This is a genomic window from Paenibacillus sp. sptzw28, assembly GCF_019550795.1.
Taxonomy (GTDB): Bacteria; Bacillota; Bacilli; order Paenibacillales; family Paenibacillaceae; genus Paenibacillus_Z.
The window spans coordinates 5,913,509-5,940,139 of the sequence record NZ_CP080545.1; the positions used below are offsets into that span (position 1 = coordinate 5,913,509).

The window sequence follows — 26,631 nt, forward strand, 5'->3', positions numbered from 1 at the left end:
TTTAATTTGCCTGCTGTACAAGCGCTTGGAATGCATCTTCCAGCCCACCGCTTTGAATCTCAATATCGCGCATTTCCACTCGCTTCTCAATGAGAGCAGTAATGAGCCGGTCCGTATTACCGCTGAACAGCTTCACCTTGCGGCCGCTCCACTCGATGTCGGTAACACCCGGTATTGCCAGGAGATACTCCGTCGTAACCGAGGCTCCGGCCGTGAAGGAGATAACGCGCCCCGTCGTTTCCGCTTTTATTTCACTGGGTGTTCCATCGGCGATGAGCTTGCCGTTATTAATGACGACAATTCTATCAGCTACGCTGTCCGCTTCTTCCAAATAGTGTGTCGTGAGCACAATGGTCCGGCCTCTGCCGGCCATGGCCCGGATCGTATCCCAGAACAGCTGCCTTGACGTTACGTCCATGCCTACGGTCGGTTCATCCAGGAACAATACTTCGGGATCGCCCGCTACCGCAAGCGCGAACCCGAGCCGGCGCTGCTGGCCGCCGGATAGTGCGGAGGCCATCTTATTCTTCTCGCCCTCAAGCCCTGAGACGCGAAGCAGCTGTTCAAGCGGAAGAGGCTTGGCATAGTAGCTGCGGAACAGCTCGATCGTCTCCGATACTTTAAGATTATCGATAACGCTGACGTCTTGAAGCATCGCGCCTATCCGGTCGCGAATCCGCTGATCCCGGGGATCGCCTCCAAGCAGCTTGACGCTGCCACCGGTCGGCTGATGCAAACCGAGAATCATCGATACGGTGGTCGTCTTCCCCGCTCCGTTCGGACCAAGCAAAGCAACCACAGTGCCCTGTTCAATTGTCAGCGACAAATTGTCCACCGCACTTTTCCCTTTATATACCTTCGTGACCCGCTCCAATTGTATTGCTGGCTTCATTAGGCTCTCACTCCTTGTTTTTATCGCTGTAAATTCAGCTGCTTGCTTAGTACCGTTCATCTGATTTCATCTTACCGAAAGCTGGCGCTTGCCGTAATTCATGAATGTAATATCTTGCGTATGACAAACGTCATATGCCGGACAATGGAAGCAATGATAACATCTCTTTACATTACACGGTAAATATGGTATTATAGATTTCTATATGTGGTGTAACCTCTGGTTTTCCCCGATTTTATTATGATGGATTTCCTCCCATCCGTTAGCACATTCCTTTTATCACGGCTGCTTTAAGGAACACGGATTCAAACTGGCGCGGTCATTGGAACCGCAAGGACGATTGAGAGGCAAGGGCTTTCGTTGTTTTCGTGCAAGTGAATCGAAGACCTATCAGGTTACACGAATATATTCATCGTACAAACATACCTTGAGCGGGTTCAGTCCGTTCGACGGGTTTATACGATGCCATTGAATAAAAATGACCCTCGCTAATTTAGCGGGGGTCGACCAATTTTCAGGCATGAAAATTGAATATGAATATGTCCCTTTTCTTATTAAGTTGATTTCTAATAATTACAAGAAGACGTATTGGTCTAATATGACATAGTGAGACTAATTGGAATATTGGAGAGAAAAGCCCAGGGACAGAGTGATATTCCACTAAATGAAGCTGGCAGATTACAAGCACGACGCTCAACTAACTGGAAGTTTACCGCAACAAATTCGTTGTACTTACGTATAGCGTATAATTGGAAAATACAAGTAGGTGCTTTCATTTTAATGGTAATGTAATCTTATTCATGAATGAGGAAGGTTGATTATGAATAATGGACAAAAAGTATTTGCAATTACTTTAATATTAGTAGTCATGGTTTTAATGTTCTATAGATATTACAACTTGAATTATTCACAACAAGCCATACTAGATAACGTTACAAATCGCGACGGTTACTCACTCGTCAACCAACAAGAACAAGTACCAATAGAGGTATTTATTAAGCCTGATTGGATTCCATTTAAACCAAATGAGCGCAAAGAGTTAAACGTACAATTGCTTAAAATACATAACACAACTATTATTCTAGACAATGTATGGAACAGAGGGACTAGTGGGAATGACATATATTTTAGTTTCCATGCAACATTTAACATGAAATACAAGGCGGGAGAATTTTTGTATAATGGGTTGTTTAATGAAGATGGAACTTTCTCATCACCATCATCAGGAGAGATAATCCTATATGATAAGGTGAGGAACAAGGTACCAATAGGTGGGATTGGATATGGACCGAATGCTGATTTTTCTTTTAGCATACAGCTTAAAGATCAAAAACTTATTCAAAATGGATTATATGTAAGATACACAGGATATATCTTGTATGATTATTCTAAGAAGTGAGCTGATCTAAATAACAGGAAGGTTATTCAGCTAATGGGCACGTTAGTTGAATAAAGTGGCTTGCATCGGATAGCACATCTTGATGTTAGAATGGACCTCATTACATTTCAAATCGACAATAGTGGGACGGTGGGAGTGAACTGCCCCCTTATTGGGATCACATTATTAAGAAATCTGTCAAAATGCAAGGGATCATAATCAATAAGAGAGCGGAAAAGCAAACGATCAGAAATAATTAAATGTCTTTTCAACTAAGGTACTTATGTCCTTTGAATAGTTATTATGCGAAGCGGATAAAACTAACGAAAAACGATAGTTGAGTGCTAAAGGGGCTGCCGAGCGGCACCCCCTTCGCTCAGCTGAAGGGCAGCTATCTAGAACCGAATGAGATTAATCAAGCAGTCCTCACGCCCACCAAAACTGAAAGCTTCGGCATTATCGCGCCGAGGCTTTTTAACCTTTAGTCGGAAAGCCCGATGGCATAAAATATTGTCACACATGCTAATTCACGTTTTCATGCGGGGTTTAAAAACGTTGTTGACAGGACACCAAATGGTGACATATAATCAAAGTGTCACTAAATGGTGTCCTATTGGAGTCAGTTATTTGGAAAATTTGAAGCAGGAAAATAGCTCACTTGAATCAACAATTATGAGGAGGAAACTCAATGAGTACGATGATTGGTACGGAAACAACCGCGACAGTACAAATCCAGCCGCGAGGGAAAATGATAGCTTATTGGTCAGTCACATTACTACTCGCTGCAGCTGTTATGATGAGTGGTATCGGGCAGCTGATGCAATATGGGGGAAACGTCGAGTTAGTGACGAATCTTGGTTACCCATTATACATCATGACCATTCTCGGGATTTGGAAAGTGCTTGGAGCCATCGCTCTCGTCGTGCCAGGTTTTCCCCGGCTTAAAGAATGGGTTCACGCCGGTATTTTCTTTTTAATGACTGGTGCGGCTTTATCTCATGTGTTTGCTAACGATTATGGTAATTACGGGTCTTATATTATCCTTCCCCTTTCATATGCTGCACTCAATATCGCCTCGTGGGCAATGCGCCCGAAGAGCCGCAAGCTTTAAGAATGTGGTGAAATAAACGGTGGTCCCTTCGTACACCCTTAGATTCTGCTACTGAAAAAGACGTTAGGAGAGGGTGTTGTGAACGAAAACAATCCGCTGCGTGATGTGTTTGACGCGATTGCAGATCCAACCAGGCGCCGACTGATTCGCCTGTTAGCGGAGGCAAAGGAGATGCCGCTTCATGAATTAACGGCACATTTTCAAATGGGCCGCACAGCGGTATCGAAGCATTTGACAATCCTTAAAGAGGCCGGATTGGTACATGACCGAAAAGTCGGCAGAGAAACGCTATTTAGGCTGAACGCGTCTCCACTCCGGGAAATTCAAGATTGGGTCGCTTTCTACAGCAAGTTCTGGAGTACGAATATGCTGCGTTTGAAACAATTATTAGAGGAGGAAGAAGAATGACTTTAACAACGAATCCTAAGGTTGACGGATTTTTAAGAAAAGCCAAAGCATGGAAGGAAGAATTTGAGAAGCTGAGAGAAATCGTTCTTGACTGTGGACTGACCGAAGACTTTAAGTGGATGCATCCTTGTTACACGTTTGAGGAAAAAAACATAGTTTTAATACATGGCTTTAAGGAATATTGTGCGATTCTGTTTCACAAAGGTGCCTTGTTAAAGGATGTCCATGGGATTTTAATCCAACAAACGGAGAATGTACAGGCGGCACGCCAGATTCGGTTCACCAATGTTCAACAAATAGTTGAAATGGAAGCCACCTTGAGAGCCTATATTTATGAAGCCATTGAAGTTGAAAAAGCCGGTTTGGAAGTGAATTTTAAGAAGACGACGGAATTCACAATTCCTGAAGAGCTTCAAAATAAATTCGATGAAGTCCCTGCCTTGAAAACTGCTTTTGAAGCATTGACGCCGGGACGGCAAAGAGCATACATTCTTTATTTTTCCGAACCCAAACAATCCAAAACTCGAGAGTCAAGGGTTGAAAAATATTTGCAGCAAATTCTGGGTGGAAAAGGATTAAATGATTAGTATATGGTCCCTTCACCCTGACGCCGGTTTGACTACCGTCTAGCTCGCACCGCCGCAGCCGGTCTCCAGTATTGTGCGTTACCCTCAAACGAGTCGTTAAGTTTGCTGACATGTTCGTCATGCTTTTCACCTTTTGTTGCAATTGCAAAAAGAGCGGTAAGTATAGTTAACAGTTTCATTGGAAGCACTCCCTCATGTTTTCGTTCGCTGTACCTTATATGTTATATATTATGACATGAGATTCGGAGAGTCAACGATTTCGAGAGCTTTTCCCTCATTGCACTTCTTTATAGAATCATTCGATTTTTCTTATAAAGCCAGAATGTGGGAGAGTGCTGCGGCAAAAATATGACACCAACGGCCGCCAGCTTAATCAGCTAGCGGCCGTTGGTGCCCTCTCTAACTTATTGTTGATCCTGCTTTAGCTTGACTGGACGCCAAGTTCCTGTGATTCCCTGCACTATTCGTATATCCTTTACCGTCTGTAACGCCCCGGCCGAGTTTATGGTAGTAGAGATAAGAACCGGCAATGAGTACATACCCGATGATAAACAATACGGCTGAATCGCCGACGGCTATCATCGAATACATGGCACCCGTCAAGTCAAACGTTAAGCCCGCATAGGCCCATTCCTTGATTCTCGGGTACCCAGGCACAAGTATGGCTGCACAGCCGAGCAGCTTTGCGACACCGAGGAAAGGGAGCAGATATGCCGGATAGCCCAGGTGCTCGAATAAGGCTGCCGATTCGGGAGAAGACATCAGGTTCGGAATCGAGCCAACCCCCATTAATAAGACCAACAGTCCTGTAAAAATCCAGTAAATGATCACACGTTTTTTCATCTTACACGCCTCCTTCAGCTAATATTGCCAATTCTTCTTCGAGTCGGTCCAGTGTCGACTTAGCACCTTCGATAGCTCCGTATTGCTTGACGGCCATCTCCAGCTCCTCATCTGACTTGAATATCATCTGCATCGTGAGCTCGGTGGTAGTCCCGCTGCCGGCAAACGTAACGCTTACCCGAAACTGCTCTTCATCCTCGTTGTCGCCGTGGGTGTAAGCGATCCGCTCTGGACAGACGATCTCCATATAACGAATGACATTATCATAGTTAGTTCCATCAGCACCGTGCATAACATACCGCCAATATCCGCCTGGCTTCACATCAATGCTCTGAATTGTAATCGTAAAGCCTTTGGGTCCCCACCAATTCATCAAATGCTTCGGTTCCGTCCAAGCTTGCCAAACCAGCTCTCGCGGTGCGTGGAAACTGCGTTGTATGCGCAGCTCGCGACCTTTTACTTCCGTGATAGTATTGTTCATTTCCGGACCTTGTACCATGTTATGATTCCTCCTATGTGTTGTTTTTCTTTTGCAATTCCTGCAAAAACTGCTCCAGGTTGTCGAATTTGCCTTCCCACTTGATGCGGTAACGCTCCAGCCACGAATGCAGTTGTTGAAACGGTTCCAAGCGCAGCTGGTAGATTCGGCGGTTTGCTTCCGCATAGACCTCCACTACCCCCGCTTCCAGCAGCACACGAAGATGCTTGGAAGTCTGAGGCTGTCGAATGCGAAGCCGTTCCCCGATCTCGCCTGCACTGAGCGGGCCGTCACTCAGTAATTCTACTATTTGTAATCGCTTGGAATCGGCAAGTCCGTTCAGAATCGTCAATTTCATTTTGGCATTCCGAAACCTCCTTCTGGTGATGCGGTTTCTTTGTTGAATTAAATATACCCTATAAGGAATATACCCGTCAAGGAATATTTTAAAAAACGGGTGCCATGGTCAAATAAAGTGAAAAGAAGTAAAAGCCGCTATAGCGAACAAAGTTCGCAAAGCGGCTTTTTTCCTGATGAGGATATATTTTATGCTGCGGCAATTACCGTCCTTTTACGCTCCAGACTGATCCAGATAAGTCCCGCAGCCATGAAGACGGCACCCGTAAGCTGCCAGCCTGTAATACGCTCGTCGAATAACAAATATCCTGCAATTACGGCGGAAGCGGGCACGACATATCGGAAGAAATTGGCCCGCGCCGCGCCGACCTTGAACATGCATGCATTCCACACGACGAATGCGAAAACGGTGCAGAACAATACATTGTAAGCGATCGCCGAGTAATGTCCGACGTTCAGTGAGCTCCACGCCACTTTCCCCCATGAGCCAAGCGTCATCGGGAAGAGGAAAACCACACCGAACAAAATAAACCAGGCGGTCACTCGAAGCGCAGAATAGCGTTTCATAAGCGGCATCAATGCTACGTTAAACAATGCCCCGATGATGCTGACGCCAAATGCCAGCAGGTTGCCGACCATATTGTCGACGGACACGTTAAAGCCCTGTCCCCCGCCGAGGATGATGAAGCAGACGCCGATCATCGCCGCAGCCCCGCCGACCACCAGACGGGATGATATGCCCTCTTTCATGAACAGTGGTGCGAAGAAAGCGGCGAATATCGGCCATGGTGCAACATTGAGCAATGATGAATTGGCAAGCGTCGTATATTTGATGGAATACATAACTGCAATTTCAAGCGCCGTAACGCCCACCAGCCCGATTGCCGCAAGCTGCAGCGCTGTTCTCAGCGGTATGCCGACACTGCCTTCCTTCAGCTTAAGTATCAGGAAGAAGAACGGCAGCGCGAGCCCGAAACGCAGGAATACAAATAAAATCGGGTCGAAAGTGTCCATCGCAAGCCGCGCTACCCCGAAATTCGCCCCCCAGATGGCTGCAACCAATGCAAGCCCGAGATAATAAATCCATTTTCTCTCCATTTAACGTTGTCTCCTTAGGTCCCGATCGTTATTCAGGTCTTTGTCTGAAAGCTCCAGTGAATAGTTTGAATGATCTCGCCGTTAAAAACAATCCTTTTATTCAAAGAATAGCGCTGCCATAAAAAATATTCGCGCACCCGCTTTACCTTTTCAGAATAAGGTGTATTATATAACTTAAATAACCATAAAGTTAATTATGTGAGGAGCAAACCGCTATGACAACCATTTCATCTCAAGTCGTGATGATAACTGGGGCTTCCCGAGGACTCGGAAGAGCCTTGGTACTGTCCTTTGCCAAACAAGGAGCGAAGCTCGCCCTATCCGCCAGAGGCGAAGATGCTCTAATGGCCGTTAAGAATGAAGCGGAAGCGCTGGGCGCCGAAGTGCTGGCGGTGAAGGCCGACATGTCCGTTGCCCGGGATGTGGAACGTTTTGTAGCGATGACGGAATCCGCATTCGGGGGTATCGATGTCCTGATCAACAACGCTTCCATCCTCGGCCCGAGTCCGATGCCGCTGCTGCTGGATTTCCCGGAGGAGGATTTCGCCCGCGTACTGCAGGTAAACGCGGTTGGTCCCTTTCTTGTGACACGACGGGTCATTCCCGGCATGCTGCAGCGCAATGCCGGGTCCATTATCAATGTGACGTCCGAAGCGGGCAACGTCGGCTATGCAGGCTGGGGCGCGTACGGCATTTCGAAATTCGCTCTGGAAGGATTGACCGAAATATGGGCGGATGAAGTGAAGGACACCGGCGTCCGGGTCAATATGGTGGATCCGGGCGAGATGGATACGGGTATGCACGCATTGGCCGTTCCGGACTGCGATTACGAGCTTGCGGATCCACAGGAAGTGGTGCCGGTCTTCCTCTACCTCGCTTCAGAGGCGTCTGAAGGCGTTAATGGCCGGCGCCTCTCGGCGCAAGAATTCGATCCGAACGGAGTGAATTCAGATGAACACTAGCACAATGACCTTTGAATTGCCGGACACGCTTAATGCGACGATGCCGCCGGAGCGCCGCGGCGTGAGGCGGGATTTCGTCAGAATGATGGTGCTGGACCGGAGAACGGGTGGCACACATCACACGAAATTCTATCATATCGGCCAGTTTCTGAAGCCGGGCGATCTGCTTGTGTTGAATGCCAGCAGAACCTTGCCTGCTGTTCTGCAGGCGGAATGGAGGAGAGACGGCGAGCTTCGGGAGGCGAAGGTCGAATTAAGACTCTCCAGACGCATCGATGAGTCGACGTGGGAAGCGTTTGCTGTCGAAGACGGGATCTCCCTGGGCGACGTGCTGCGCTTCTCCCCCTCCCTTCAGGCATCCGTATATGCCGCAGCCGAGCCTTTCGTGACGCTGCGGTTTTCGCTCTCGGGCTCCATGCTCTACGATCAGATTTACCGGCTCGGTGAACCGGTCCGCTACGAATATGTCCACGAGCCTTGGGACCTGGATTATTATCAGACGATCTATGGAAGCGTGCCGGGTTCCGTGGAAATGCCTTCAGCGGGAAGAGCTTTCAGCTGGGAGCTGCTGTTCAAGCTGCAGCGGCAGGGCATTGGGATCGCTTATGTGCAGCTTCATACGGGGTTGTCCTACATCCCGGGGGATAAATGGCATATGGAGCCCAAGGACCATTTTGAACAATATGCGGTTCCCGAAGAAACGGTTCTTGCCGTGAAACGCGCGAAGCAATCTGGAGGCCGGGTTATTGCCGTGGGAACTACCGTCGTCCGGACACTGGAAACCGCCGTCGATGGTTCAGGCGAGCTTGCTGCCGGGTCGGGCTGGACCAACCTGCAGATCGACGAAGCCTTTCAGCTTAAGGTTGCGGACGGCTTAATCACGGGATTCCACGAGCCGGAGGCGAGCCATTTGGACTTGTTGTCGGCATTCATGGATCCGGGTACCCTTACCGAAGCTTATAAGGAAGCGATCCGGCAGCAGTATCTGTGGCACGAGTTCGGCGATATGAATCTGATTCTGTGACGGCGGAGACTTTTCCCGGTGATGAAGAAACGGCTGCGCCGCTTCAAGCCGCATGAACCGAAGCTCAAGGCCTCACGCTATGGTTCGTGCGGCGCGGGAGCCGTTTCTTCTTGCGGCTGACGAATTATGGACTATAATAGAGTTAATTGCAAAGGCATCAGCCAGGAAATTTAAACGATATTGAAGGTGAGAGAAAATGGCCAAGGAAGCTTCGACCAAACAGCAAATACTTCACATGCTCAAAAAAGAAGGCACCTTGAGCGCCAATGAAATTGCGCAGCATTTGAAAATATCCGATATAGCCGTCAGAAAGCATCTTCACTCGCTGGAGAAGGACCGCTTGATCGAGCCGCGGCTTATCCGCCAATCAATGGGGCGCCCCGTCAATGCATACTCTCTTACCGGAGACGCCGAGAAAGAATTTCCCCGCAACTATGCGGAAATCTCATTGGGATTTCTGAATGACCTCCGCGACCTTCAGGGCGAAGAGACCGTCGATCTCCTCTTCGACCGGAGGGAGGAACGGCTTAAGGAGAACTACGGGGAGCGAGTGCGGGGATCTTCGCTCGAGCAGCTTGTTGAGCAGCTTGCGCGAATCCAGGATGACCGGGGCTATATGGCGGAATGGCATAAGGATGCACAAACGGGAAGCTACATGCTGACGGAATACAATTGTCCCATTCACGACATTGCCCATCAATATAATAAAGCGTGCAGCAGCGAATTGTCCTTGTTCCGCGAATTATTGGGCGCCGAAGTGGAGCAGCTGGAATGCAAGGCGAAGGGCGGCAAGAAATGCGTTTATGCGATTAAACCATTGCCGGGTTCCGATTCGCCGGTGCCGGATGGAAATCAGTGAATTCACAAGCCTTTTTGTACTTCCAGCGGCAAAGAGATGGTGCACACCGTGCCTTTGCCTTTTTCACTTTCATAAATTATGCTTCCTTTCATCGCCTTAATGATACGTACTGCAACAGAGGTGCCGAGACCAGTCCCGCTTTCTTTCGTAGTATAGAACAGTGTCCCAATACGCTTGACCTCTTCCGGGGTCATCCCTTTACCTTTGTCAATTATTTTGAGTTCAACATGGTCACCTTGTAGTGCCAGTTTTATTTGTACAACCTCATTTTCCGTTGAAGCCTCTACCGCGTTTTTTATGACGTTGACTAATGCTTGCTGCAGTTGACCGCGGTCGGTATGCATATAAATTTGCTGCTCCACTCGGCTCTCGAACTGTACTCCTTTGTAACTTGCCAACGGCGTTAGCAGTATAGTGATATTCTCAATTAACTCAGATAAAGAAAACTTCTCATATTTTGTCAATTTCGGCTTGGAGAAGTTTAGATAATCCTCTATTATTACCTCTGCTCTTGCAAGCTCCTCCAACGCAAATTCCAAATATTTCCGATTTTTCCCCTCGAGAATCGTTTCACTCATGAGTTGTAGAAAACCTTGAACAACGGTCAACGGATTACGGATTTCATGTGCAATGGATGCGGCGACTTCACCTGATGTCTTCAGCTTTTCCGCCCGCCAAATTTCCTCTTTCATTACAGCCCGTTCAAAGTTAAATTCCTGGAGTGTGCAAGATAACCAAGTCCCTAATGTTTGAATTAATCCAAAAAGCAAAACTGCTTGGATGGGCTCAAAATCCAAGGGCTTTTCAACCTGCGTAAGGAGTGTATATGAAATTAATATAAGCATCATTACAACTGAGGGGAAAACGGAAATGAGGACCACCGCTCTTATTCGCCGGCGCCCGGTTAGACCAGCGATTTTCTTGACGAATAATAAGGGTCCCAAAAACGCTAACGTAATACTTATAAATCCAAACAATAACGCATCCCCGCCAAGATATGTCCGGGTAGCCAAGATCATTAGGTAATTTATACTACCCGCAATCGGCCCACCGTACAACGTTGAAATCACAAGCGGGACATATCTGAGATCCCAGTATAAATCCAGTGCGTAGTATGAGAAAATCAAGCATAGAGAAGACGATATTCCATACAAAAGGCCCATCGCATAAGGAGATTTGGAGTACCGCGATCGGTCACCAAACGCTGTATACACTAATACTGGAGCTAAGACGATAAGGACGTTAAGAAATAATTTTTCCAATAACATACCTTGTACGATCCCCTTATAAAAGGATAAAGGGAGAATAGCTGAAATGGAGCATTCTCTCTGCATATTAATTCTTTGTTATTGTGTGATTTCCTCTTTATTAGGTATTACTCCCAGTAAACGCTGCAGAACCCCCATAACTCCAAATTTATTGTCAAATACTTAGTCTTGCCTGAAAATAATAGCCGTCCCGAGAAGGGAGGCGCCCGGTACAACAACATCTCCTCTCGCCGTCTCGATCATCGGAAATCCGTGCGCTTCAAGATGCCGACGGGTGGCGTGAAGGTCGCGCACTTTTACTGTATATCCGGCAAATCCCGGTAAAGAAGGGAGGGCTTCTCCCGGAAGCAGATCGGTTAAACGGGAATCTGGAATGATCGTAATGCGCCCGCCGCCGAGATCAAACACGCGTGCCTCCCCCTCTGTTCGCGCCTCGACTCCCAAATAAAGTCGATACCGTGCCACACATGGATCGAATTCTCCATCCCCGGTACACAGGATTGCTTCGACTAACTCGGTTGCCCCATTCGGATGATCTGTTTTGATCTGTGTCTGCAAAGCGTCCAATGGTGGATTTTCAGCGAATGCCAACCGTCCTTCGATAACATGTTCATCATCAATTTCGAGCAAGCGCACAGGAACAAGCTGCGTACCGGACGACGTCTCCACGGGACGCTGCACGGTGAGAACACCTCCGTGTCCGACTCCTTCCTGGTCCAGACGAGCCGCAGATGAGACCGCATCGGAGGAGGAGAAGACCAAAATATGCATTCCCTCGAAGCGAGCCAGACAGCGAGAGATAGTGACAACAGTACGGTTAATCGAAGCGATGATTCGGGAGAGTGCAGTTGGAGGCGCCGAAAGCGATACAAAATGGGCATCGTCAGGAATTCTCCCACCCTCCCGCACGACCGTTACGATTTCAATAAAATTGTCAACAAATGCGATATGCGCATTAGCCGCTCCGAAGGGTTTAGGTGTCTCGCCTTCCTGCCCAGCCATCATCGGGTAGGCAGGCGGCTGGCATACGAAGCCTAGCTTTCGATACAGTTCCAACGCCGTTTCCATTTCATAGACAACATGCCCTACATGATGAATTTTGTTTATTTCGATACTCATTGGTACAACCTCCTCATTTTGAGAAATTTGGCAAACATACCGAGTGCTCGCTACGTTTTGATTAAAAAAATTATGCTTTTAGCTCCGAATAAAACCCATCCCACAATTCCAACAAATTACGCTTCATCGAGAGGCCGTCGTTTCCTGCCAGGATGCTTCGTATGCCGATTCCATCGGAAGAAGAAACGAACATCTTTGCAATATGTTCGCTGCTCATGGAAGTTAGGATTTCACCTTGCTTTTGGCAACGTGAATTACTTTCACCCAAGCATCCAACTCCTCTTGTTGGGTCTCAGCCAGCTTCTCCCGAAAATGCGGGAACAGCTTTAAAGCGTCAAAGAACAAAGAGAAGTAGTTCAAATCGAAATCACGACCTTCCCCAGTCAACCACTCGATATAGTCATGATAATAATTGTGAAGGGAACTCCGGTCGAGTTTGCTCAAATGTACCTCGAGAACAGTCTGCAGAGCATTTTCCACAATTTCGAGAAACAACTCGTCTTTTGTCTTAAAATAGTGGAAGAATGCACCTTGTGACACTCCGGCGTTTTCTACGATCTCTTTTATAGTAACTTCCTTGAAGCTTTTTCTCAGAAAAAGCTGAAACGAGACGCGAATGATAGTCTCCCGCGTAGTTTTCACCCGAATCCCTCACCTTCACTCCCACCGATAAAACATAGCGAGCACTCTGTATGTTCAACAACATAAATTGTTAATTGGAGCAATCCCGCAAGCAGGTGGATTCATTCATCCTCTAGTTGACTCAAGTTTATGTCCGTTCCATTCCACAGGTTCGACTGACGATTTCATGCTTATAATTATTAGCTATCTGCTCCCCTTGGTTTCTAATCCTGTCTGCCACAAAAGCAGGCTCAAGCACGCGAACATCCGGGCCGTAGCTGAGTATCATGCCGTACATCCAATGATTATTTGGATAGCTGACTCTGACGTGCAGCGACCCATCTTCCTGAATCTCGACATTGTCCAGACCGAAGGCTTCCTCCACCCGCACTCTTAAATGGGAGCGGAAATGCAGCAAAAGCGGTACGGAAGGGCCGGTCTCCTGATTTCCCCATCGCGCGTCAAGCTCACTCATTCGAACGCCCCGGTTTGTGAAATGCTCCATATGGACCCGTAAGCCGCTTACTCTCGAGAGTCTGAAAGTGCGGTAGTCATTGCGCAGCCTGCAGTAGGCGTACAAATACCAAGCGTAGCCTTTCCAGGCAAGCCCAATAGGTTCGACCTCCCGCTGTTCCCCGATTCCATCCGTATTTGTATACAGGAATGAAACAACCGTCCTGTTCTTCGATGCTTGACGCAGCGAGGCTAGTATGGATTTGTCCTTTAATCCGCCTCCATACCACAGGTTCGTATCGAAAATAAGCGTTTCGCCTGCCTCTTCCATCTGGGTTTGCTCCGACCTCGCCACTAGCGCCTTGATTTTAGCCAATAAACCATCCATCTCCTGATCGTTAAGCGATGCTTGCACGCCCTTTAGCGCAACCAGAATCGACTGCAAATCGTCAAACGTCACAATTTGCCGATCAATACGGAACTGCTCCATGATCTCGTATCCCCCGTCGTTTCCGGTGTACGAGACTAAAGGAATGCCTGAAGTATTAATAGTCTCCAAATCACGATAAATCGTCCGAAGCGATACCTCGAACTTATCCGCAAGCGTTTGGGCGTTAACCCGGCGCTGACTTAATAACACCATTGTAATGCCAAGCAGACGCTGTATTTTCAAATCGATCTCTCCCCTGTTGAAGCTATCGCCTTTCTTTTATCTTATCAGAAATTACTATTTTCTTCCTGACATACTGTTGTCAGGGAGAGGGATCTACAATAAGAATATAAGTCAACAACACACTTTAGGAGGAACTAAATCATGAAAACGTCTGATACCCTTAACTCAAGCTTAGGTGAAATCCACCCTTATCAAATCGAAACTTCGCAAGCCGAGCTGGACGACCTTAATCTTCGTTTGTCTTTAACACGATGGCCTGACGAGATTCCGGGAACGGGATGGAATTATGGTGTACCGCTTCTTTTTGTGAAAGAGATGGCGGACTATTGGAGAACGGCATTTGACTGGCGTAAGCAGGAAGCACGCCTTAACGAGATCCCGCAATTTACAACTACACTTGACGGTGCTAATGTCCATTTCTTCCATATCCAATCCCCTGAGCCGAATGCCATGCCACTCCTGCTCATTCACGGGTGGCCCGGATCACCAGTTGAGTTTCTGGATCTTATCGGACCGCTAACGGATCCAACCTCGTATGGTGGCGATGCGGCAGACGCGTTTCATCTCGTAATACCGTCGATTCCGGGCTTTGGTTTATCTGGTCCCACGACTGAGGCAGGATGGACATCCGGCCGCGCGTCCAAAGCCTTCGTGGAATTAATGAATCGGCTGGGCTATGAACGCTACGGCGTACAAGGTGGAGATATGGGCGCGATGATCGCCCCGGAAATAGGCCGCATAGCGGCAAACCAAGTTTCCGGCGTCCACGTCAACGCTGCCACGATGGGTTTCATCCCAATGGGTCAGGTTGAAGAAGACGTGCTCTCCTCACTTACAGAAGCAGAAAAAGCCCGACTCGCGCGTCTGGGTCAATTTATGAGCCAGCGGTTCGGCTTTAACATGATTCAATCGACAAGACCACAAACACTGGCTTATGGGCTCCATGATTCTCCAGTCGGTCTGCTCGCCTGGACATCCGAATTGTTCTATGGATTCGGAGATCATGTGGGGGCTGTTGACAGGGACCGTTTCTTAACCAATCTTATGCTGTACTGGCTGACCGGAACGGCCAACTCTTCAGCCCGGATGTATTATGAAGGAGCACACGATCCAGCTGCCTGGGCACCCAAGGCTCCATCGCCAACTCCTGTAGGCGTTGCCGTCTTCGAGCAATCCGACGTTGCGATTCGCCGTTATGCGGAGCAGAGCAACAACATTGTGCATTGGAGTGAATTCAACAGAGGCTCTCATTTCGCAGCGATTGATGCGCCGGATTTAATGATAAGTGATATCCGCACTTTCTTCCGGAATGTAGTAAGTAATTGATCCTTTAAATCAGCAGTGAGATGACAACAAAGCCTAATCTCCAGAAAATCGTAATCGAATGTTCAAAATAAAAAACACCGGTTAAAGCTAAATCAAAGATGAGCTTCAAGCCAAAAATCAGCCTCCATAGAAGGGGGCTCTTTCTTATGTTCTCAGCCGCTTGGATCATGCTCACGTCCTCACCTTGCTTTAACCCATATTAGCACATATCCTTGTGGGAGGCGCTGAAAATGAACATCTGCACCGGACGGAGAAGTTTTTTATACGCAGATAAAAAAACGCAGCGATCCGAACGCGATCAGCTGCGTTTTGTGTTATTCATTGCTTGGTGTAAATACACTACGAAGATATTTTCCCAATTTCAACTACTCAGGATGATTCTTCGATTAGGCATTGTTTGCCTTAGAAGGTTTCTTGCTGGGGGCAAACCACCCAAGAAGGGCTATCGCCACCAAGACAACATAAAAGGCGACGGTCCAGCCCGTGCTATGTGGAAAATGAGTATCCAAAACCCCAATATCCTCATGGGCAAGCGTAATTACCGCAAGCTTTACCCCAACCCACGCAACGATTGCATAAGCCGTTGTCTCAAGCGCTGGCCGCTCACCAAGAAGCTTTACAAACCAAGTTGCTGCATATTTGATTAAAACTAAGCCGGCAATTCCGCCAAGCACCACTACAATAAATTGTCCACCGTCCATACCGCCGAAATCGCCAAGCGGAGAGTCTGGCAGTCCAAGCGCAAGCGCAACCGCAGCAAGAATGGAATCAATTGCAAAGGCGAGGTCTGCCAGTGCAATTTTTCCTACTGTAGGGTAAAAGCCTTTCCCTGCGGCTTCTTGCTTTAGGTCCGCGTGAATATTCTCATTCTTCTTGCCGAACCGCGCTTGGATGATATGCTTTAATCCTAAGTATAGAAGATAAGCCGCACCAATTGCCTGCACCTGCCAGACATTTGCGATAAAGGAAATCGCAAACAGAGCGGCAAAACGAAAGACAATGGCCAAAATGATTCCATAGTTGATGGCTCGTTTCTTCTGTTCGTCCGGCAAATGCTTTGCGATGACCGCCAATACGAGCGCATTGTCAGCCGACAGCAATCCCTCCAAACCGATAAGAATGAGTAACGCCCACGCATACTCTAACCACAATGATTCCAACTTGAATTCTCCTCTCAACACCTTGGTAAGTAAAGACAGCCAACAACGTTCTAGGTAGTAAAATTTACTTGCCCCGCAATAGGTATACGTAATAAGTCGCCGCTGGAGTTCAATTTTTTTCATATGCCTTCGACACGAACGAAAAAAACGGCGTTTATGTTTATCGTAGCCCGGGGGTTAGAAGCAGGAAGGCTCGTCCATTTTAGAATAAAGAAATAATTTTTTTCTAACTAAAGGGGATACATGAAGGGTGGCCCGTGGATCCGCAAGTTGAAAGCTATGAACTGAAACGACGAAACAAAGGCTGCCATGAGGCAGCCTTTGTATTCTTCACAATAAACTTGACTTACATTCTTGCTCCGATAGTCATCTGTGATTTTTGTTTACTTCTTGTAAGTTAATAACCCTTATCTTTCTTTACCGCCCCGCTTACGCTCTTCTCTCCGGCATCGGCAGGAACACTATATTGATCGGCGTGTTGCTGGCCGAGGCTATCGTGAAGACGATATCCACCGTCTCCGAGGTCACGCCGGTGCGGTACAGAACCACCGTCTCGTTCGGATTCTTCAGAATGCTGGTGTTCGTCACCTGCACGAGCCCGCCGTTTACGATGAACGCGCCGGTATATTCGCCGCCGCGCGCGTTCAGCCCGATCAGCGTGTTCGGCGCAACATTGATCCTCATGCGGTATAGTACGCCGAAATTGCCATGATTGTATTCCAGATTGCCCGTCATTTCATCGATGCCGTCCAGAAGTTTATCGACCTTGCTGTCTCCCAGCACAATCCGTTCCGCCGATTGTCCCAGCTGGGTCTCGCTGATCTCGATGTGGCGATCCGCGTAGAAAAACGTACCTCGGACGTGCAGATTTTTCCCATTCGCATCCGTGTCCCGCGGCATCGGCTGGATGGAATCGAGCGCGCCGAACAGCGCCTTCGGGTCCTCCGTATCCCACAGCACGACGATGCGGTACGTAATTTCCTTATCCGAGACGATGTCCGCATAAGCGGAATACACTTCGCCTTGCTTGATCGGCACGTTCGACAGCTCCGGCAGCAGAATCGTCGATTCCCCGGCTGCAAGCGTCGTATACGTTACCGGCGTATTGCGGTTCACCGCGTCCAGGTATCGAACCGCCGCCATCTTGCCGGAGTTGACTGAAATTTTATCCGGTCCGCCCTGGCCCCATGCCCCGACGCCGACCTTCGCGGAGAGACCGCTGGTGTTCGTTGCGATCAGATGCATCTTGACCCGGTAGCCCGTCGCATTCTCATTGTAGAACAGGAACCTCGCCTTGCCCGTCAGCTGCGACCGGTAAGCGAGGCCTGTCGTCACCCACCGCTCCGGACTGTTGCTGTTCACTAGCTGAGCGGGGTCGTTGACGGACTCGTATGTCACCGTCGGATAGTGGAGCACCTCGGAGCCATCCATCGCATACTTCTCGCCGGCCGGCATGAACAGCAGATCGAATTCCTCCTGCGTATACAGCACCTCGGACGTGACCGCAATCGTCTTGGAGACCGAATTCGTCAAGCCCTCCTCATCCTGCACCTCGAGCGTTACCGAATAGTTCCCGGGCTCAAAGTATGCAAGCGGTTTAACGCCGGGCTTAAATCCGGTCGGAACCGAACCGCTCCACTTGCTCGACTTGATGCTGCTGCGGTCATCAGTGCTTGTATCCGTCAGCAGAACCGGCTCGCCAATCCGGTATACAGGCTTGTCGGCCATGAAATCGGCCACCGGCGGCTGATTCGGCATCTGCACGTCGATAGTGACGCTGTAAGGCTCGCTCCAGCTGCCGTACTCGTTCTTCACGCGGCGAGTGACCGTATGCGGACCGGACTCCAGGAACACGTCCTGGCGGCCTTCCCACACCTCGTTCTCATTGGACGGATCCATGACGGACGGAGCCCCGTCCACCAGATAGGTGACGACCGTCTGTCCGGCGTAGATCACATCCGGCTGCACCGTGAAATCCGCTTTCGGCGCGCCTTTCCAGGTAATGACCGTATCCGTGCCCTTGACGGAAATTTTGCTGCCCGTCAGGTTCGCCCACATGCGGAGCGGAACCATGAGCGAGCCCTTTAGGATGAACGTCGGACCCGGGCCTTCCACAGGCGAGCCGTTCAAGATGATCGTGCGGCTTCCCGGCTTGAAGCGAAGCTCGATCGTTCCATTGGACGCAATCGATTCTTTGGTCGCCGCCGCATACGACAGCTTATAGCCGAACGGGCCGGCAAGGCCGTTGAGCGCCGCGTAGGAGGAACCGTTCTTGACCGTCAGCGGCTGGGCCGCCTGCAGGGCTTTGCCGCCGTTAAACGTCATCGACTTGCTGTTCTTCTTCAGAACCAGTTGATTGTCCGAAGAGACTGTCTCCGCTGAGAGCGCGGGGACGGCGCCGACAAAAAGAATGAGGACTAACCATACCTGTACCAACCATCTGATTTGATTCATGCTCGACTCCTTTACGTTATGTATAATCCGCGCTGCATCGAAACAGCCACCATCGTATTGACTCAACTAACTCCAAAAAGTTGCGTAATTTGGTAAATTAAGTCCGTAATTAAAATCAGCGCAAGGTCCTTATAAGGACCTTGCGCCAATGCGGGTGACGGCGCGGACGGGCGCCGAGATGCTCTGTTACTGATTATCTTGGTTCCTTTGTTAAACTTTTCTGCCTTGTCGGGTTAAGGAGGCTGCCGTTGCCTGCCTGCAGCCTCGCCCTCGTGATTGTTCAGCTCCCACCGGCAGCCAAGATCGCCGTTTCAATTTCCTGCTCAATATGAGCGAGCTGTTCAAGCATATCGGCTGCTCCCACCCAATCGTCGGAGGCTGCCAGTGTATGGCATTGCCCGAACAGCCTTGCCTGCTCTTCTTTCAATTCTGCCAACCCGTCGTCCCGCCCCTGGAAGAAGCTTGAGAAGTCAAGCGCCCGTCTCGCCCCCAATGAGAAAGCGAAATGCAGCAAATGCCCCTTTTCTCCGTCTGTAATGGTGCCGTTTCTTATTTGGTCCGCCTTGGACAATATCGCTCTTTTTCCCACAATATTATGCTCGCCGGCTGCCACATGCTGCTCCTTATAGGCAGATATAAACAAACGGACAGCCCGTTGGTAAATTTCGTCCGCATCAGGATTCGAGGTTCTTACCGGAGATGTCCAATAGCGGTAAGCGCCGCAGCTCCAGGCTATTCTTTCAGCTCTCCATGCAGGCTCCAGCTGCTCTAATGACAGCCTCACAAAAGGGTACCCTGCCGGATCGTGCAGCAATATGTCTGTCTCATTCATCTCCAATGCCAGGACATAATGATCGCAACCCCCGAGAAACCGGTGATTAGGCAAATAAGTAAGATAACCCATATCGAGAGGTCCCAGAAGTACCGGCGAACGGGCAAGGTCTTGTCTTAATTCATCCAATGGAATTCGCTCATCAATCTTGCTCGCTTTCTCGATTACGTCGAAGCCTAAAGTTTTAAAAGCAATACTAATGCCCTTCTCGGGACTGCTCAAGCAGTTGTCAAAAAACAGTATGTCGTTTCTCTCTAAAGAGGCTCCCAGTGCGAACCCGGTCACAGCTTCAATAAAGGCAGGAGAAATGTCCTCACCAATCGCTGACAATAACATGGAAACAGAATTCGAATAACAATATGCGCCATTACCCCTATAAACCGCCATCCCGCTCAACACCCTTTCATCATTTGATTTGCAAATACACTGCACCGACAATAGATAGGGCTGCCGGTCTATTATATAGACTTAAGCAGGACCCGATTTCTGACATAATCAGAGGGAAATTTATTTTTTTCGGCTGGAAGCCACGTCCTTCTAACATCAAAAAAAGAGCCGCAATAATGCGGCCCTGATGGTTATTTACCGAACCTAAAGTGCGCCCGCTTCGGAAGCGAAGCGCAGCGTTGGAAACCTCATAACCGAGCTCGCTGCGGATTTTCGTAATATCGACAGTGCTGTCCCACGGATGCTCCAGTGGCCTGTCGTAGGCCTCCTTGGCGATTGTCCCGCCGACGAGCGGAATGATTTCCGCGGCTGTGACCGGCTCGGCGTCAGCCATGTAATGGAACCCCCGGATTGTCACAAGCAGATGAACCACCCGGTATTCGGGCATCTGGAGTTCAATTATATTACGCTTCGGGCGGGCGCGGACGCCGGTCTTAAGCTGGTCGTTTATACCGGATCGCCTGCGACTGTATCCAAGCTTGAGCACACTTTAACCGTGGCGGAGCACTGAGGAAGCATCCATAATGTTGATATTTGACCAAAAGAAAACCGCCCTAATAAAAAGGCGGCAAATTTAACTCCCATCGTATCCGTTGTTTATGGGTAGTCCCCGGAACCACTGACCATAAAAAATGGCATCCGCGGCACTTCCACAATTTCCGGCAATGTTTTGGCATATAAAGTTGCTTATAACCTTTTTTATAATCTACCTTTTTGCCCAAAGCCAATATCTCCTTGAACGATTGTGGAAAATCATAAGAACAGATTGAACCTTTGCTACTACGCATTACTGCCGGGTAGTTCAGCAAGAAAAAGCTGGGACATCGAAGGTTGTTATCCACAGAAGTACGCCTATCAAAAATTGATATAGGGGGGTCAGAATTTTATAGGCGCTTTCCGCCTGTCAATTTTTTATCCCCTTGTATCAGGAGCATTGCGAATCGATTTAGGTTCTTGCTACGAATACGCTTTCTTGTTAAGATTAGGGAAGAACTGAACGGCATTGCAGCGAACCTGCAGGAGACTAACCGCTAAGAGACGATGAATTTTTCTTCCCGAAAAATAATCCCTCCCGGCGGTTTTTTTATTTCCTGCCGCGATACTGAGGCCTACTTGGAGGTCAAAAATGGGTAAAACAAAGCATTCCGGTCCGATCAAGCTGCCCGGCAAGCCGGACCCGAAGCTGTGGGTGAGCAGGATTCCATTCGGCCTCGGCCGGGTAAAACCGCATCACATCCGCGATACGATGAAGGTGATGATCGATAATCGGGATAACCTGCCTTACGCTTACCGCATATTGACGCAGGGTGTTTGCGACGGCTGCGCGCTCGGGGTTGCCGGCCTGTACGACCAGACGCTGGATGGCCCCCACTTGTGTACGACCCGGCTGAATCTGCTGCGGCTGAGTACGATGCCGGGGATAAAGCCCGATATCCTGCACGCCGATATTGATGAGCTCCGGAAGCTTGACAGCGCCCAGCTTCGCAAATTGGGCAGGCTGCCCTACCCGCTCATCCGCCGTAAAGGAGAACGCCGCTTCAGCAAGGCGACATGGGATGAAGCGCTGGAGCTCGTCGCCGGACGCATCCGCAGCCTCGACCCGAGGCAGCTCGCTTTTTACTTGACCGCGCGCGGCATTACGAACGAATCGTATTATACGGCCGCCAAGACCGCGCGTTTTCTCGGGACCAACAACATCGACAACGCTTCGCGCATTTGTCATTCGCCCTCCAAGACTGCGCTTAAACGCTCCGTCGGTATAGGGGCATCCAGCTGCAATTATAAGGACTGGATCGGAACCGATGTTCTTGTCTTCTGGGGCAGCGTGGCCGCGAACAACCAGCCGGTATCCACGAAATATATGTATGCGGCCAAGCGGCGCGGGACGAAGATTATCGTCATTAATCCTTACCGCGAACCCGCTATGGATGGATACTGGGTACCTTCGATTCCTGAATCGGCCCTCTTCGGGACGAAGATTGCCGATGACTTCTATCAGGTGAATATCGGCGGCGATATCGCGTTCATGCACGGCGTGATGAAGCATTGGTTCGCGATGGAGACATCCCGTCCCGGTTCAGCGATCGATCATGATTTCGTGCGCGAGCATGTGAACGGATATGAGGAGCTAAGAGTCCATGTGGAGCGTCAGAGCTGGGCGCTGCTTGAGAAGTCATCCGGGCTGACGCAGGCGCGCATGGAGGAATTTGCCGGGCTGCTTGCCAGCGCGGGCTCGGCGGTATTCGTATGGAGCATGGGGCTCACCCAGCACCGCTTCGGCACGGACAACATATCGCAGGTAGCCAATCTGGCGCTGCTGCGTGGATTTCTCGGCCGCGAGCACTGCGGTCTGATGCCGATCCGCGGGCATAGCGGCGTGCAGGGCTCGGGAGAAATGGGCGCCGACCCGTTCAGCCTCCCCGGAGGGGAATTCAAGGAAGCTGATATTGCACGGATGGAGCGCATCTGGGGGTTTCAGCTGTCGCGATGGCAGGGAGATATCGTGGGCGTATCGCTGGAGAACGCGCTGCTGCCAAGCGATCATGAGCGCAAGCTGAAGATTTTCTATACATCGGGCGGCAATTTCCTGGAGACGATGCCGGAGCCCGAATTTGTCCGCGCCTGCTTGGAGGCAGTTGATTTACGGGTGCACCAGGATATCGTGCTCAACACATCGACGCTCGCTGATGCGCGCGAGGCGGTCGTCGTCTTGCCCGCGATGACCCGTTACGAGCAGCCGGGTGGCGGAACGTCCACTTCAACGGAACGAATGGTCTATTTCTCACCCGAGATTGCCGGCCCGAGAATGCCGGAAGCCCGCGCGGAGTGGGATATATACTGCGATCTAGCCGCCAGAGTATATCCGGAGAAGCGGCAGCTTATCGCGTTCAAGGATGCCCGGTCCATTCGGGAGGAAATCGCTGCTGCCGCTCCTTATTATGACGGTATTCAGCATCTCAAAGCTAAAGGAGATGTGTTTCAATGGGGCGGCGCCTGGCTGTGCGAGGACGGTGTTTGTCCGACTCCGGACGGCCGGGGCAATCTGATTCCGGTAGAGCTTCCGGAACTTCGCAGGCCCGAGGGATACTTTTCCGTGACGACCCGCAGGGGCAAACAGTTCAATTCCATGATCTACGACGAGACCGATCCGTTTAATAGCGCTGACCGATACGACGTCCTGATCAGCCGGGCGGACGCGGACCTGCTTGCGGTTTCAGACGGTGACGCTGTCGTGCTCTACAACCGGCTGGGCACCTTTCACGGCAGGGCGAAGCTTGCGGATGTTGCGCCCGGCAATCTGGAGCTCTGCTGGCCGGAGGGCAACGTGCTCATGCAGAAAGGGATATATGAGCCTTTTGCCGGGATACCGGAATATAATACGGCGGCTGTGCTGGAGAAAGCAGAGACCTATCATGCCCTCAAAGACACCCGCTATGTGGAAAAGCGCATTGCAGAGCTTGAGACGGAAACGAATTGAATTTAACCGAGGGACGGGGATGGAGGTAAAGCTTTGCTGCCTGATATAACGACACGATGGCCGATATGCAAATACAATAATCTCGTCTCCTCGGTGCAGGAGGATGAGATCGCGGCAGAATATCCGCTAACCTTACGGCTTGATGGCGAAGAATTCGCTACAATTGTCTGCTCCCCTTCCGATCTGGAGGAGCTGGCACTCGGATTCCTTGCATCCGAGGGCGTTATCCGGCTTGCGAAGGACATAGAGTCGCTTAGCATCGACGAGAATCGCGGCATTGTCGATGTGAAGCTTCACCGGAAGCAATCGTCGGGCAAAGAGTACTACTCCCGGAGATTTATCGGCTCCTGCTGCGGCAAGAGCCGCCAGTTTTATTTTCACAATGACGTTCGTACCGCCAGGACCTCGATGAGCCGCATCAGGGTATCTCCGCCGCAATGCACCCGTATCATGCAGCGGCTTCAGGAAAGCTCTGCCGAGTTTCACAGCACAGGCGGGGTACATAATGCCGCGCTGTCCACGCCAACCGGGCTTATTGCGGTGCGCACCGACATCGGGAGGCACAACGCCCTTGATAAGCTGTTCGGATATTCTCTGCAGAACCGTCTTCATAACGCCGATAATATCATCGCCTTCAGCGGCAGGCTCTCTTCCGAGGTGGTGCTGAAGGCGGCCAAGATAGGCGTGGGCGTCGTCTTATCCAAATCCGCCCCCACCGATCTGGCGCTGAATCTAGCCACGGACCTCGGCATCACCTGCGTCGGGTTTATCCGGGGCCTTGAAATGAATGTTTATACGCACAGTGAGAGAATCGTGCCGGAGCAGCAGCTCTGAGGCAGGCAGGTCTTATGTTCCGGCCGGGCCGTATTCGAGTTATGCTTCCAACCGGGCAAACTTTCAGGTTCTTATGTCCAGACCGGATCCGCTTCTCAACCCAGCAGCGTCTGAATCCGGCTTTCAATTTTCAACGGCGAGGTAGTCGGGCTGTAACGTTTGACGACCTCCCCTTCCCCATCAACGAGAAATTTGGTGAAATTCCACTTGATCGACGAGCCCAGGAGTCCGGTCGTCCTGCTCTTCATATACTTATACAGCGGGTCCGCGTCCTTCCCGTTGACGTTAATCTTGGCGAACAGCGGGAACGTGACGCCGAAATTGATCTGGCAAGCCTGCTCAACCTCGCTGTCGCTGCCCGGCTCCTGGTTCTGAAACTGATTGCAGGGGAAGCCGAGAACGCTGAAGCCGCGGTCGTTATACTTCTCATAAAGCTGCTGAAGCTCCTTGAACTGAGGAGCAAAGCCGCATTTCGTCGCCGTATTGACAATCAGCAGCACCTGGCCGCGATAATCGGCAAGCTGCTTTTGCTCGCCCTTGATTGTTTGTGCGCTGAAATCGTAGATGTTCATCGCTTCCACCTCCTTTATGTTTTGTACAATTGTATTTTACACAATATAAATGGGTTTGAATATAGCTTTCTTTATAATCGGTTCATCTTTGTTTCGGTCACTTATACTAAACATGACGTCAGACTGCCGCGCTTTTTCATCGTACTCGTTAGCATAACGACCTTTGCTAAGATATAAACATTATAAATCGTTGTTGTTTATGGACTCAATGCCTTCTTTTATCATGCGTATGGCCCAATCGTACACACCTCTGTCATCATATCGTCTATAATCGCATTCCAACGCTGAAATCAGAAATAAATACATATCATACCATCGGGATCTGATCTTTTGTTTATCAGCGAGCTCCCGAATGCCATATCCGCCCAGGAAATGACGATTATTCGCAAAAGATCTGAATCCGACTTCCATTAACTCATCTGCCCATAAACATCTCTCGAAGTCGATGAGCCCTGTCACTTTTCCATTCTCAATAAAAACATTTCCTGCCCATAAATCCCAATGAACTAACCTTGGCTTGGTTACTTCATCGAAATATACCTTATCTCGGTCCAATAGCTCCATCAAGTTCCGAGTATCCGTATGTAAATCAATATTGAGCGCATTCGCATCATGAATTGCATCTTGCACGATACTTTTAAAAACATCAAACCAAACAGAGCCCTGTTTCTCCGGTTGACCGAAATAACCGAATCGATCTCCTACAATCGTATTTATTTGCGAATTATATTGACCGATTTGATATTCAATGCTTTGCTTTTCCGCCTCGCTAAGTTCCTTTAACAGCGAATGATAGCTATTGCCCGGCATTTTCTCCATTAAGAAATAATCCGCTTCGCATACATCATGACTATTATCATAGAAAAGAACGGATGCTACAGGCACACCCGTTTTTTCGGCGACCAACCGCATGGACTGTACTTCACTAAACATCATATTTTTTTCATGACTCATGACAATAGTATTTTCAGGCGGTGCAATCTTTAATACCACCTCTTGGCCATTGGATAGCTCTATTAAGTAGGCCGCATTGAAGAAACCTTCCGATAGTTCCTCAATACTTATTGCTCTCAAACCGGCAAAAGCCTTCTCGATCATGCCATCAATCATCGCTTTAGATTTCTTGTTTTTCGTAAAACTCTCCATTTTCAGATCCTCGCTTCCATCTCTATTATTAATGTATTTTTTCCATTTAGAATTTGCCGAAAAAAGACTACTGCGCTTAAAAGTCCTACTATAATTGTAACAATTAATAAAATCATAATAATGTTAAATCCATATTCCGATCGTATTTACCTTTGTGAAAATGGCGAGACAAATAAAATCACACTCTCAAGTGATAAACACGTTAAGCGAGGAATTAAACAAGGTCAAACGGCAATTGGATAAAAGGTAGG

27 protein-coding genes are annotated in these 26,631 nt (G+C 49.3%); 11 read left to right on the forward strand and 16 right to left on the reverse strand.

All coding sequences use genetic code 11. The annotated features are described in order from the left end of the window. Window position 1 precedes the first annotated feature (1 nt). A complete protein-coding gene (locus KZ483_RS27435; protein ID WP_220350646.1) occupies window positions 2-892 on the reverse strand; it encodes an ABC transporter ATP-binding protein in 891 nt (296 codons plus the stop codon). Window positions 893-1,712: 820 nt separating this feature from the next. Here KZ483_RS27435 and KZ483_RS27440 point away from each other — a divergent pair. The 4 genes from KZ483_RS27440 (at window position 1,713) to KZ483_RS27455 (ending at window position 4,376) form a co-directional block, all read left to right on the forward strand. After that, entirely contained in the window at window positions 1,713-2,291 is a 579-nt protein-coding gene (locus KZ483_RS27440) for a hypothetical protein (protein ID WP_220350647.1), read from the forward strand. A 667-nt stretch (window positions 2,292-2,958) separates the two neighbouring features. After that, a complete protein-coding gene (locus tag KZ483_RS27445; RefSeq protein ID WP_220350648.1) occupies window positions 2,959-3,381 on the forward strand; it encodes a DoxX family protein in 423 nt (140 codons plus the stop codon). Between the two features lie 78 nt (window positions 3,382-3,459). Then, window positions 3,460-3,789 (forward strand): ArsR/SmtB family transcription factor, encoded by a 330-nt coding sequence (locus KZ483_RS27450; protein WP_220350649.1) that lies wholly within the window; start codon window positions 3,460-3,462, stop codon window positions 3,787-3,789. Beyond that, a complete protein-coding gene (locus KZ483_RS27455) occupies window positions 3,786-4,376 on the forward strand; it encodes a YdeI/OmpD-associated family protein (protein ID WP_220350650.1) in 591 nt (196 codons plus the stop codon). Before KZ483_RS27450 ends, KZ483_RS27455 begins: the two co-directional genes overlap by 4 nt. 399 nt (window positions 4,377-4,775) lie before the next feature. Here the strand turns inward: KZ483_RS27455 and KZ483_RS27460 are convergent, their stop codons facing one another. The 4 genes from KZ483_RS27460 to KZ483_RS27475 all read right to left on the reverse strand — a co-directional run bounded on the left by KZ483_RS27460 (window position 4,776) and on the right by KZ483_RS27475 (window position 7,152). Next, window positions 4,776-5,219 (reverse strand): DoxX family protein, encoded by a 444-nt coding sequence (locus KZ483_RS27460; RefSeq protein ID WP_220350651.1) that lies wholly within the window; start codon window positions 5,217-5,219, stop codon window positions 4,776-4,778. Window position 5,220: 1 nt separating this feature from the next. Beyond that, window positions 5,221-5,718 (reverse strand): SRPBCC family protein, encoded by a 498-nt coding sequence (locus KZ483_RS27465; RefSeq protein WP_220350652.1) that lies wholly within the window; start codon window positions 5,716-5,718, stop codon window positions 5,221-5,223. Between the two features lie 13 nt (window positions 5,719-5,731). Continuing rightward, window positions 5,732-6,055: an ArsR/SmtB family transcription factor gene (locus tag KZ483_RS27470; RefSeq protein WP_220350653.1), complete on the reverse strand. Its 324-nt coding sequence runs from the start codon at window positions 6,053-6,055 to the stop codon at window positions 5,732-5,734. A gap of 188 nt (window positions 6,056-6,243) precedes the next feature. After that, a complete protein-coding gene (locus tag KZ483_RS27475; RefSeq protein WP_220350654.1) occupies window positions 6,244-7,152 on the reverse strand; it encodes a DMT family transporter in 909 nt (302 codons plus the stop codon). 215 nt (window positions 7,153-7,367) lie between these two features. Here KZ483_RS27475 and KZ483_RS27480 point away from each other — a divergent pair, with 215 nt between their 5' ends. The 3 genes from KZ483_RS27480 (at window position 7,368) to KZ483_RS27490 (ending at window position 9,997) form a co-directional block, all read left to right on the forward strand. Beyond that, a complete protein-coding gene (locus KZ483_RS27480) occupies window positions 7,368-8,114 on the forward strand; it encodes an SDR family NAD(P)-dependent oxidoreductase (RefSeq protein WP_220350655.1) in 747 nt (248 codons plus the stop codon). Then, a complete protein-coding gene (locus tag KZ483_RS27485; RefSeq protein WP_220350656.1) occupies window positions 8,104-9,138 on the forward strand; it encodes an S-adenosylmethionine:tRNA ribosyltransferase-isomerase in 1,035 nt (344 codons plus the stop codon). The genes KZ483_RS27480 and KZ483_RS27485 overlap by 11 nt, the downstream gene beginning before the upstream one ends. A 196-nt stretch (window positions 9,139-9,334) precedes the next feature. Further along, window positions 9,335-9,997 (forward strand): helix-turn-helix transcriptional regulator, encoded by a 663-nt coding sequence (locus KZ483_RS27490; protein WP_220350657.1) that lies wholly within the window; start codon window positions 9,335-9,337, stop codon window positions 9,995-9,997. Between the two features lie 2 nt (window positions 9,998-9,999). Here the strand turns inward: KZ483_RS27490 and KZ483_RS27495 are convergent, their stop codons facing one another. From KZ483_RS27495 to KZ483_RS27515, 5 genes are all read right to left on the reverse strand, one after another. Beyond that, entirely contained in the window at window positions 10,000-11,331 is a 1,332-nt protein-coding gene (locus KZ483_RS27495) for an ATP-binding protein (RefSeq protein WP_309568619.1), read from the reverse strand. A gap of 96 nt (window positions 11,332-11,427) precedes the next feature. Beyond that, a complete protein-coding gene (locus KZ483_RS27500; protein WP_220350659.1) occupies window positions 11,428-12,384 on the reverse strand; it encodes a VOC family protein in 957 nt (318 codons plus the stop codon). Window positions 12,385-12,454: 70 nt separating this feature from the next. Further along, window positions 12,455-12,601: a hypothetical protein gene (locus KZ483_RS27505; protein ID WP_220350660.1), complete on the reverse strand. Its 147-nt coding sequence runs from the start codon at window positions 12,599-12,601 to the stop codon at window positions 12,455-12,457. A 5-nt stretch (window positions 12,602-12,606) separates the two neighbouring features. Next, on the reverse strand, window positions 12,607-13,026 hold the full coding sequence (locus tag KZ483_RS27510; RefSeq protein WP_220350661.1) for a TetR/AcrR family transcriptional regulator: 420 nt from the start codon (window positions 13,024-13,026) through the stop codon (window positions 12,607-12,609). Between the two features lie 127 nt (window positions 13,027-13,153). Beyond that, window positions 13,154-14,131 (reverse strand): helix-turn-helix transcriptional regulator, encoded by a 978-nt coding sequence (locus tag KZ483_RS27515; RefSeq protein ID WP_220350662.1) that lies wholly within the window; start codon window positions 14,129-14,131, stop codon window positions 13,154-13,156. A 141-nt stretch (window positions 14,132-14,272) separates the two neighbouring features. Between KZ483_RS27515 and KZ483_RS27520 the strand changes: the two genes are divergently transcribed. Further along, window positions 14,273-15,457, forward strand: a complete 1,185-nt coding sequence (locus KZ483_RS27520; protein WP_220350663.1) for an epoxide hydrolase family protein — start codon at window positions 14,273-14,275, stop codon at window positions 15,455-15,457. Window positions 15,458-15,843: 386 nt separating this feature from the next. On the opposite strand, the gene KZ483_RS27525 is transcribed toward KZ483_RS27520, so the two are convergent. The 4 genes from KZ483_RS27525 to KZ483_RS27540 form a co-directional block, all read right to left on the reverse strand. Continuing rightward, window positions 15,844-16,617 (reverse strand): TerC family protein, encoded by a 774-nt coding sequence (locus tag KZ483_RS27525; RefSeq protein WP_220350664.1) that lies wholly within the window; start codon window positions 16,615-16,617, stop codon window positions 15,844-15,846. A 429-nt stretch (window positions 16,618-17,046) separates the two neighbouring features. Next, window positions 17,047-19,071 carry a stalk domain-containing protein gene (locus tag KZ483_RS27530; RefSeq protein WP_220350665.1) on the reverse strand — a complete coding sequence of 675 codons (2,025 nt, stop codon included), beginning with the start codon at window positions 19,069-19,071 and terminating at the stop codon, window positions 17,047-17,049. Window positions 19,072-19,351: 280 nt separating this feature from the next. After that, window positions 19,352-20,239 carry a hypothetical protein gene (locus tag KZ483_RS27535; RefSeq protein ID WP_220350666.1) on the reverse strand — a complete coding sequence of 296 codons (888 nt, stop codon included), beginning with the start codon at window positions 20,237-20,239 and terminating at the stop codon, window positions 19,352-19,354. 70 nt (window positions 20,240-20,309) lie between these two features. Further along, window positions 20,310-20,684, reverse strand: coding sequence for a hypothetical protein (locus tag KZ483_RS27540; protein WP_220350667.1), 375 nt, complete (start codon window positions 20,682-20,684; stop codon window positions 20,310-20,312). Between the two features lie 30 nt (window positions 20,685-20,714). Here KZ483_RS27540 and KZ483_RS27545 point away from each other — a divergent pair, with 30 nt between their 5' ends. The 3 genes from KZ483_RS27545 to fdhD all read left to right on the forward strand — a co-directional run bounded on the left by KZ483_RS27545 (window position 20,715) and on the right by fdhD (window position 24,662). After that, the gene (locus KZ483_RS27545) at window positions 20,715-20,861 is read left to right on the forward strand and encodes a hypothetical protein (RefSeq protein WP_220350668.1); all 147 of its coding nucleotides are present in this window, start codon (window positions 20,715-20,717) and stop codon (window positions 20,859-20,861) included. 615 nt (window positions 20,862-21,476) lie between these two features. After that, the gene (locus KZ483_RS27550; protein WP_220350669.1) at window positions 21,477-23,828 is read left to right on the forward strand and encodes an FdhF/YdeP family oxidoreductase; all 2,352 of its coding nucleotides are present in this window, start codon (window positions 21,477-21,479) and stop codon (window positions 23,826-23,828) included. Between the two features lie 33 nt (window positions 23,829-23,861). Further along, window positions 23,862-24,662, forward strand: coding sequence for a formate dehydrogenase accessory sulfurtransferase FdhD (fdhD, locus tag KZ483_RS27555; RefSeq protein ID WP_220350670.1), 801 nt, complete (start codon window positions 23,862-23,864; stop codon window positions 24,660-24,662). Between the two features lie 95 nt (window positions 24,663-24,757). Here the strand turns inward: fdhD and KZ483_RS27560 are convergent, their stop codons facing one another. Together KZ483_RS27560 and KZ483_RS27565 are read right to left on the reverse strand one after the other, a co-directional pair. Beyond that, window positions 24,758-25,234: a glutathione peroxidase gene (locus KZ483_RS27560; RefSeq protein WP_220350671.1), complete on the reverse strand. Its 477-nt coding sequence runs from the start codon at window positions 25,232-25,234 to the stop codon at window positions 24,758-24,760. Window positions 25,235-25,414: 180 nt separating this feature from the next. Then, entirely contained in the window at window positions 25,415-26,380 is a 966-nt protein-coding gene (locus KZ483_RS27565) for a phosphotransferase family protein (RefSeq protein ID WP_220350672.1), read from the reverse strand. Window positions 26,381-26,631: the final 251 nt, after the last annotated feature.

Coding starts and splice junctions, on each gene's coding strand:
- KZ483_RS27505 (WP_220350660.1), bottom strand. CDS start 12,601: ATGAGCAGCGAACATATTGCAAAGATGTTCGTTTCTTCTTCCGATGGA.
- KZ483_RS27565 (WP_220350672.1), bottom strand. CDS start 26,380: ATGGAGAGTTTTACGAAAAACAAGAAATCTAAAGCGATGATTGATGGC.
- KZ483_RS27540 (WP_220350667.1), bottom strand. CDS start 20,684: ATGGCTGACGCCGAGCCGGTCACAGCCGCGGAAATCATTCCGCTCGTC.
- KZ483_RS27435 (WP_220350646.1), bottom strand. CDS start 892: ATGAAGCCAGCAATACAATTGGAGCGGGTCACGAAGGTATATAAAGGG.
- KZ483_RS27455 (WP_220350650.1), top strand. CDS start 3,786: ATGACTTTAACAACGAATCCTAAGGTTGACGGATTTTTAAGAAAAGCC.
- KZ483_RS27545 (WP_220350668.1), top strand. CDS start 20,715: ATGAACCACCCGGTATTCGGGCATCTGGAGTTCAATTATATTACGCTT.
- KZ483_RS27560 (WP_220350671.1), bottom strand. CDS start 25,234: ATGAACATCTACGATTTCAGCGCACAAACAATCAAGGGCGAGCAAAAG.
- KZ483_RS27500 (WP_220350659.1), bottom strand. CDS start 12,384: ATGAGTATCGAAATAAACAAAATTCATCATGTAGGGCATGTTGTCTAT.
- KZ483_RS27460 (WP_220350651.1), bottom strand. CDS start 5,219: ATGAAAAAACGTGTGATCATTTACTGGATTTTTACAGGACTGTTGGTC.
- KZ483_RS27480 (WP_220350655.1), top strand. CDS start 7,368: ATGACAACCATTTCATCTCAAGTCGTGATGATAACTGGGGCTTCCCGA.
- KZ483_RS27520 (WP_220350663.1), top strand. CDS start 14,273: ATGAAAACGTCTGATACCCTTAACTCAAGCTTAGGTGAAATCCACCCT.
- KZ483_RS27485 (WP_220350656.1), top strand. CDS start 8,104: ATGAACACTAGCACAATGACCTTTGAATTGCCGGACACGCTTAATGCG.
- KZ483_RS27535 (WP_220350666.1), bottom strand. CDS start 20,239: ATGTTATTGTCAGCGATTGGTGAGGACATTTCTCCTGCCTTTATTGAA.
- KZ483_RS27530 (WP_220350665.1), bottom strand. CDS start 19,071: ATGAATCAAATCAGATGGTTGGTACAGGTATGGTTAGTCCTCATTCTT.
- KZ483_RS27490 (WP_220350657.1), top strand. CDS start 9,335: ATGGCCAAGGAAGCTTCGACCAAACAGCAAATACTTCACATGCTCAAA.
- KZ483_RS27475 (WP_220350654.1), bottom strand. CDS start 7,152: ATGGAGAGAAAATGGATTTATTATCTCGGGCTTGCATTGGTTGCAGCC.
- KZ483_RS27445 (WP_220350648.1), top strand. CDS start 2,959: ATGAGTACGATGATTGGTACGGAAACAACCGCGACAGTACAAATCCAG.
- KZ483_RS27470 (WP_220350653.1), bottom strand. CDS start 6,055: ATGAAATTGACGATTCTGAACGGACTTGCCGATTCCAAGCGATTACAA.
- KZ483_RS27550 (WP_220350669.1), top strand. CDS start 21,477: ATGGGTAAAACAAAGCATTCCGGTCCGATCAAGCTGCCCGGCAAGCCG.
- KZ483_RS27440 (WP_220350647.1), top strand. CDS start 1,713: ATGAATAATGGACAAAAAGTATTTGCAATTACTTTAATATTAGTAGTC.
- KZ483_RS27495 (WP_309568619.1), bottom strand. CDS start 11,331: ATGCAGAGAGAATGCTCCATTTCAGCTATTCTCCCTTTATCCTTTTAT.
- KZ483_RS27465 (WP_220350652.1), bottom strand. CDS start 5,718: ATGGTACAAGGTCCGGAAATGAACAATACTATCACGGAAGTAAAAGGT.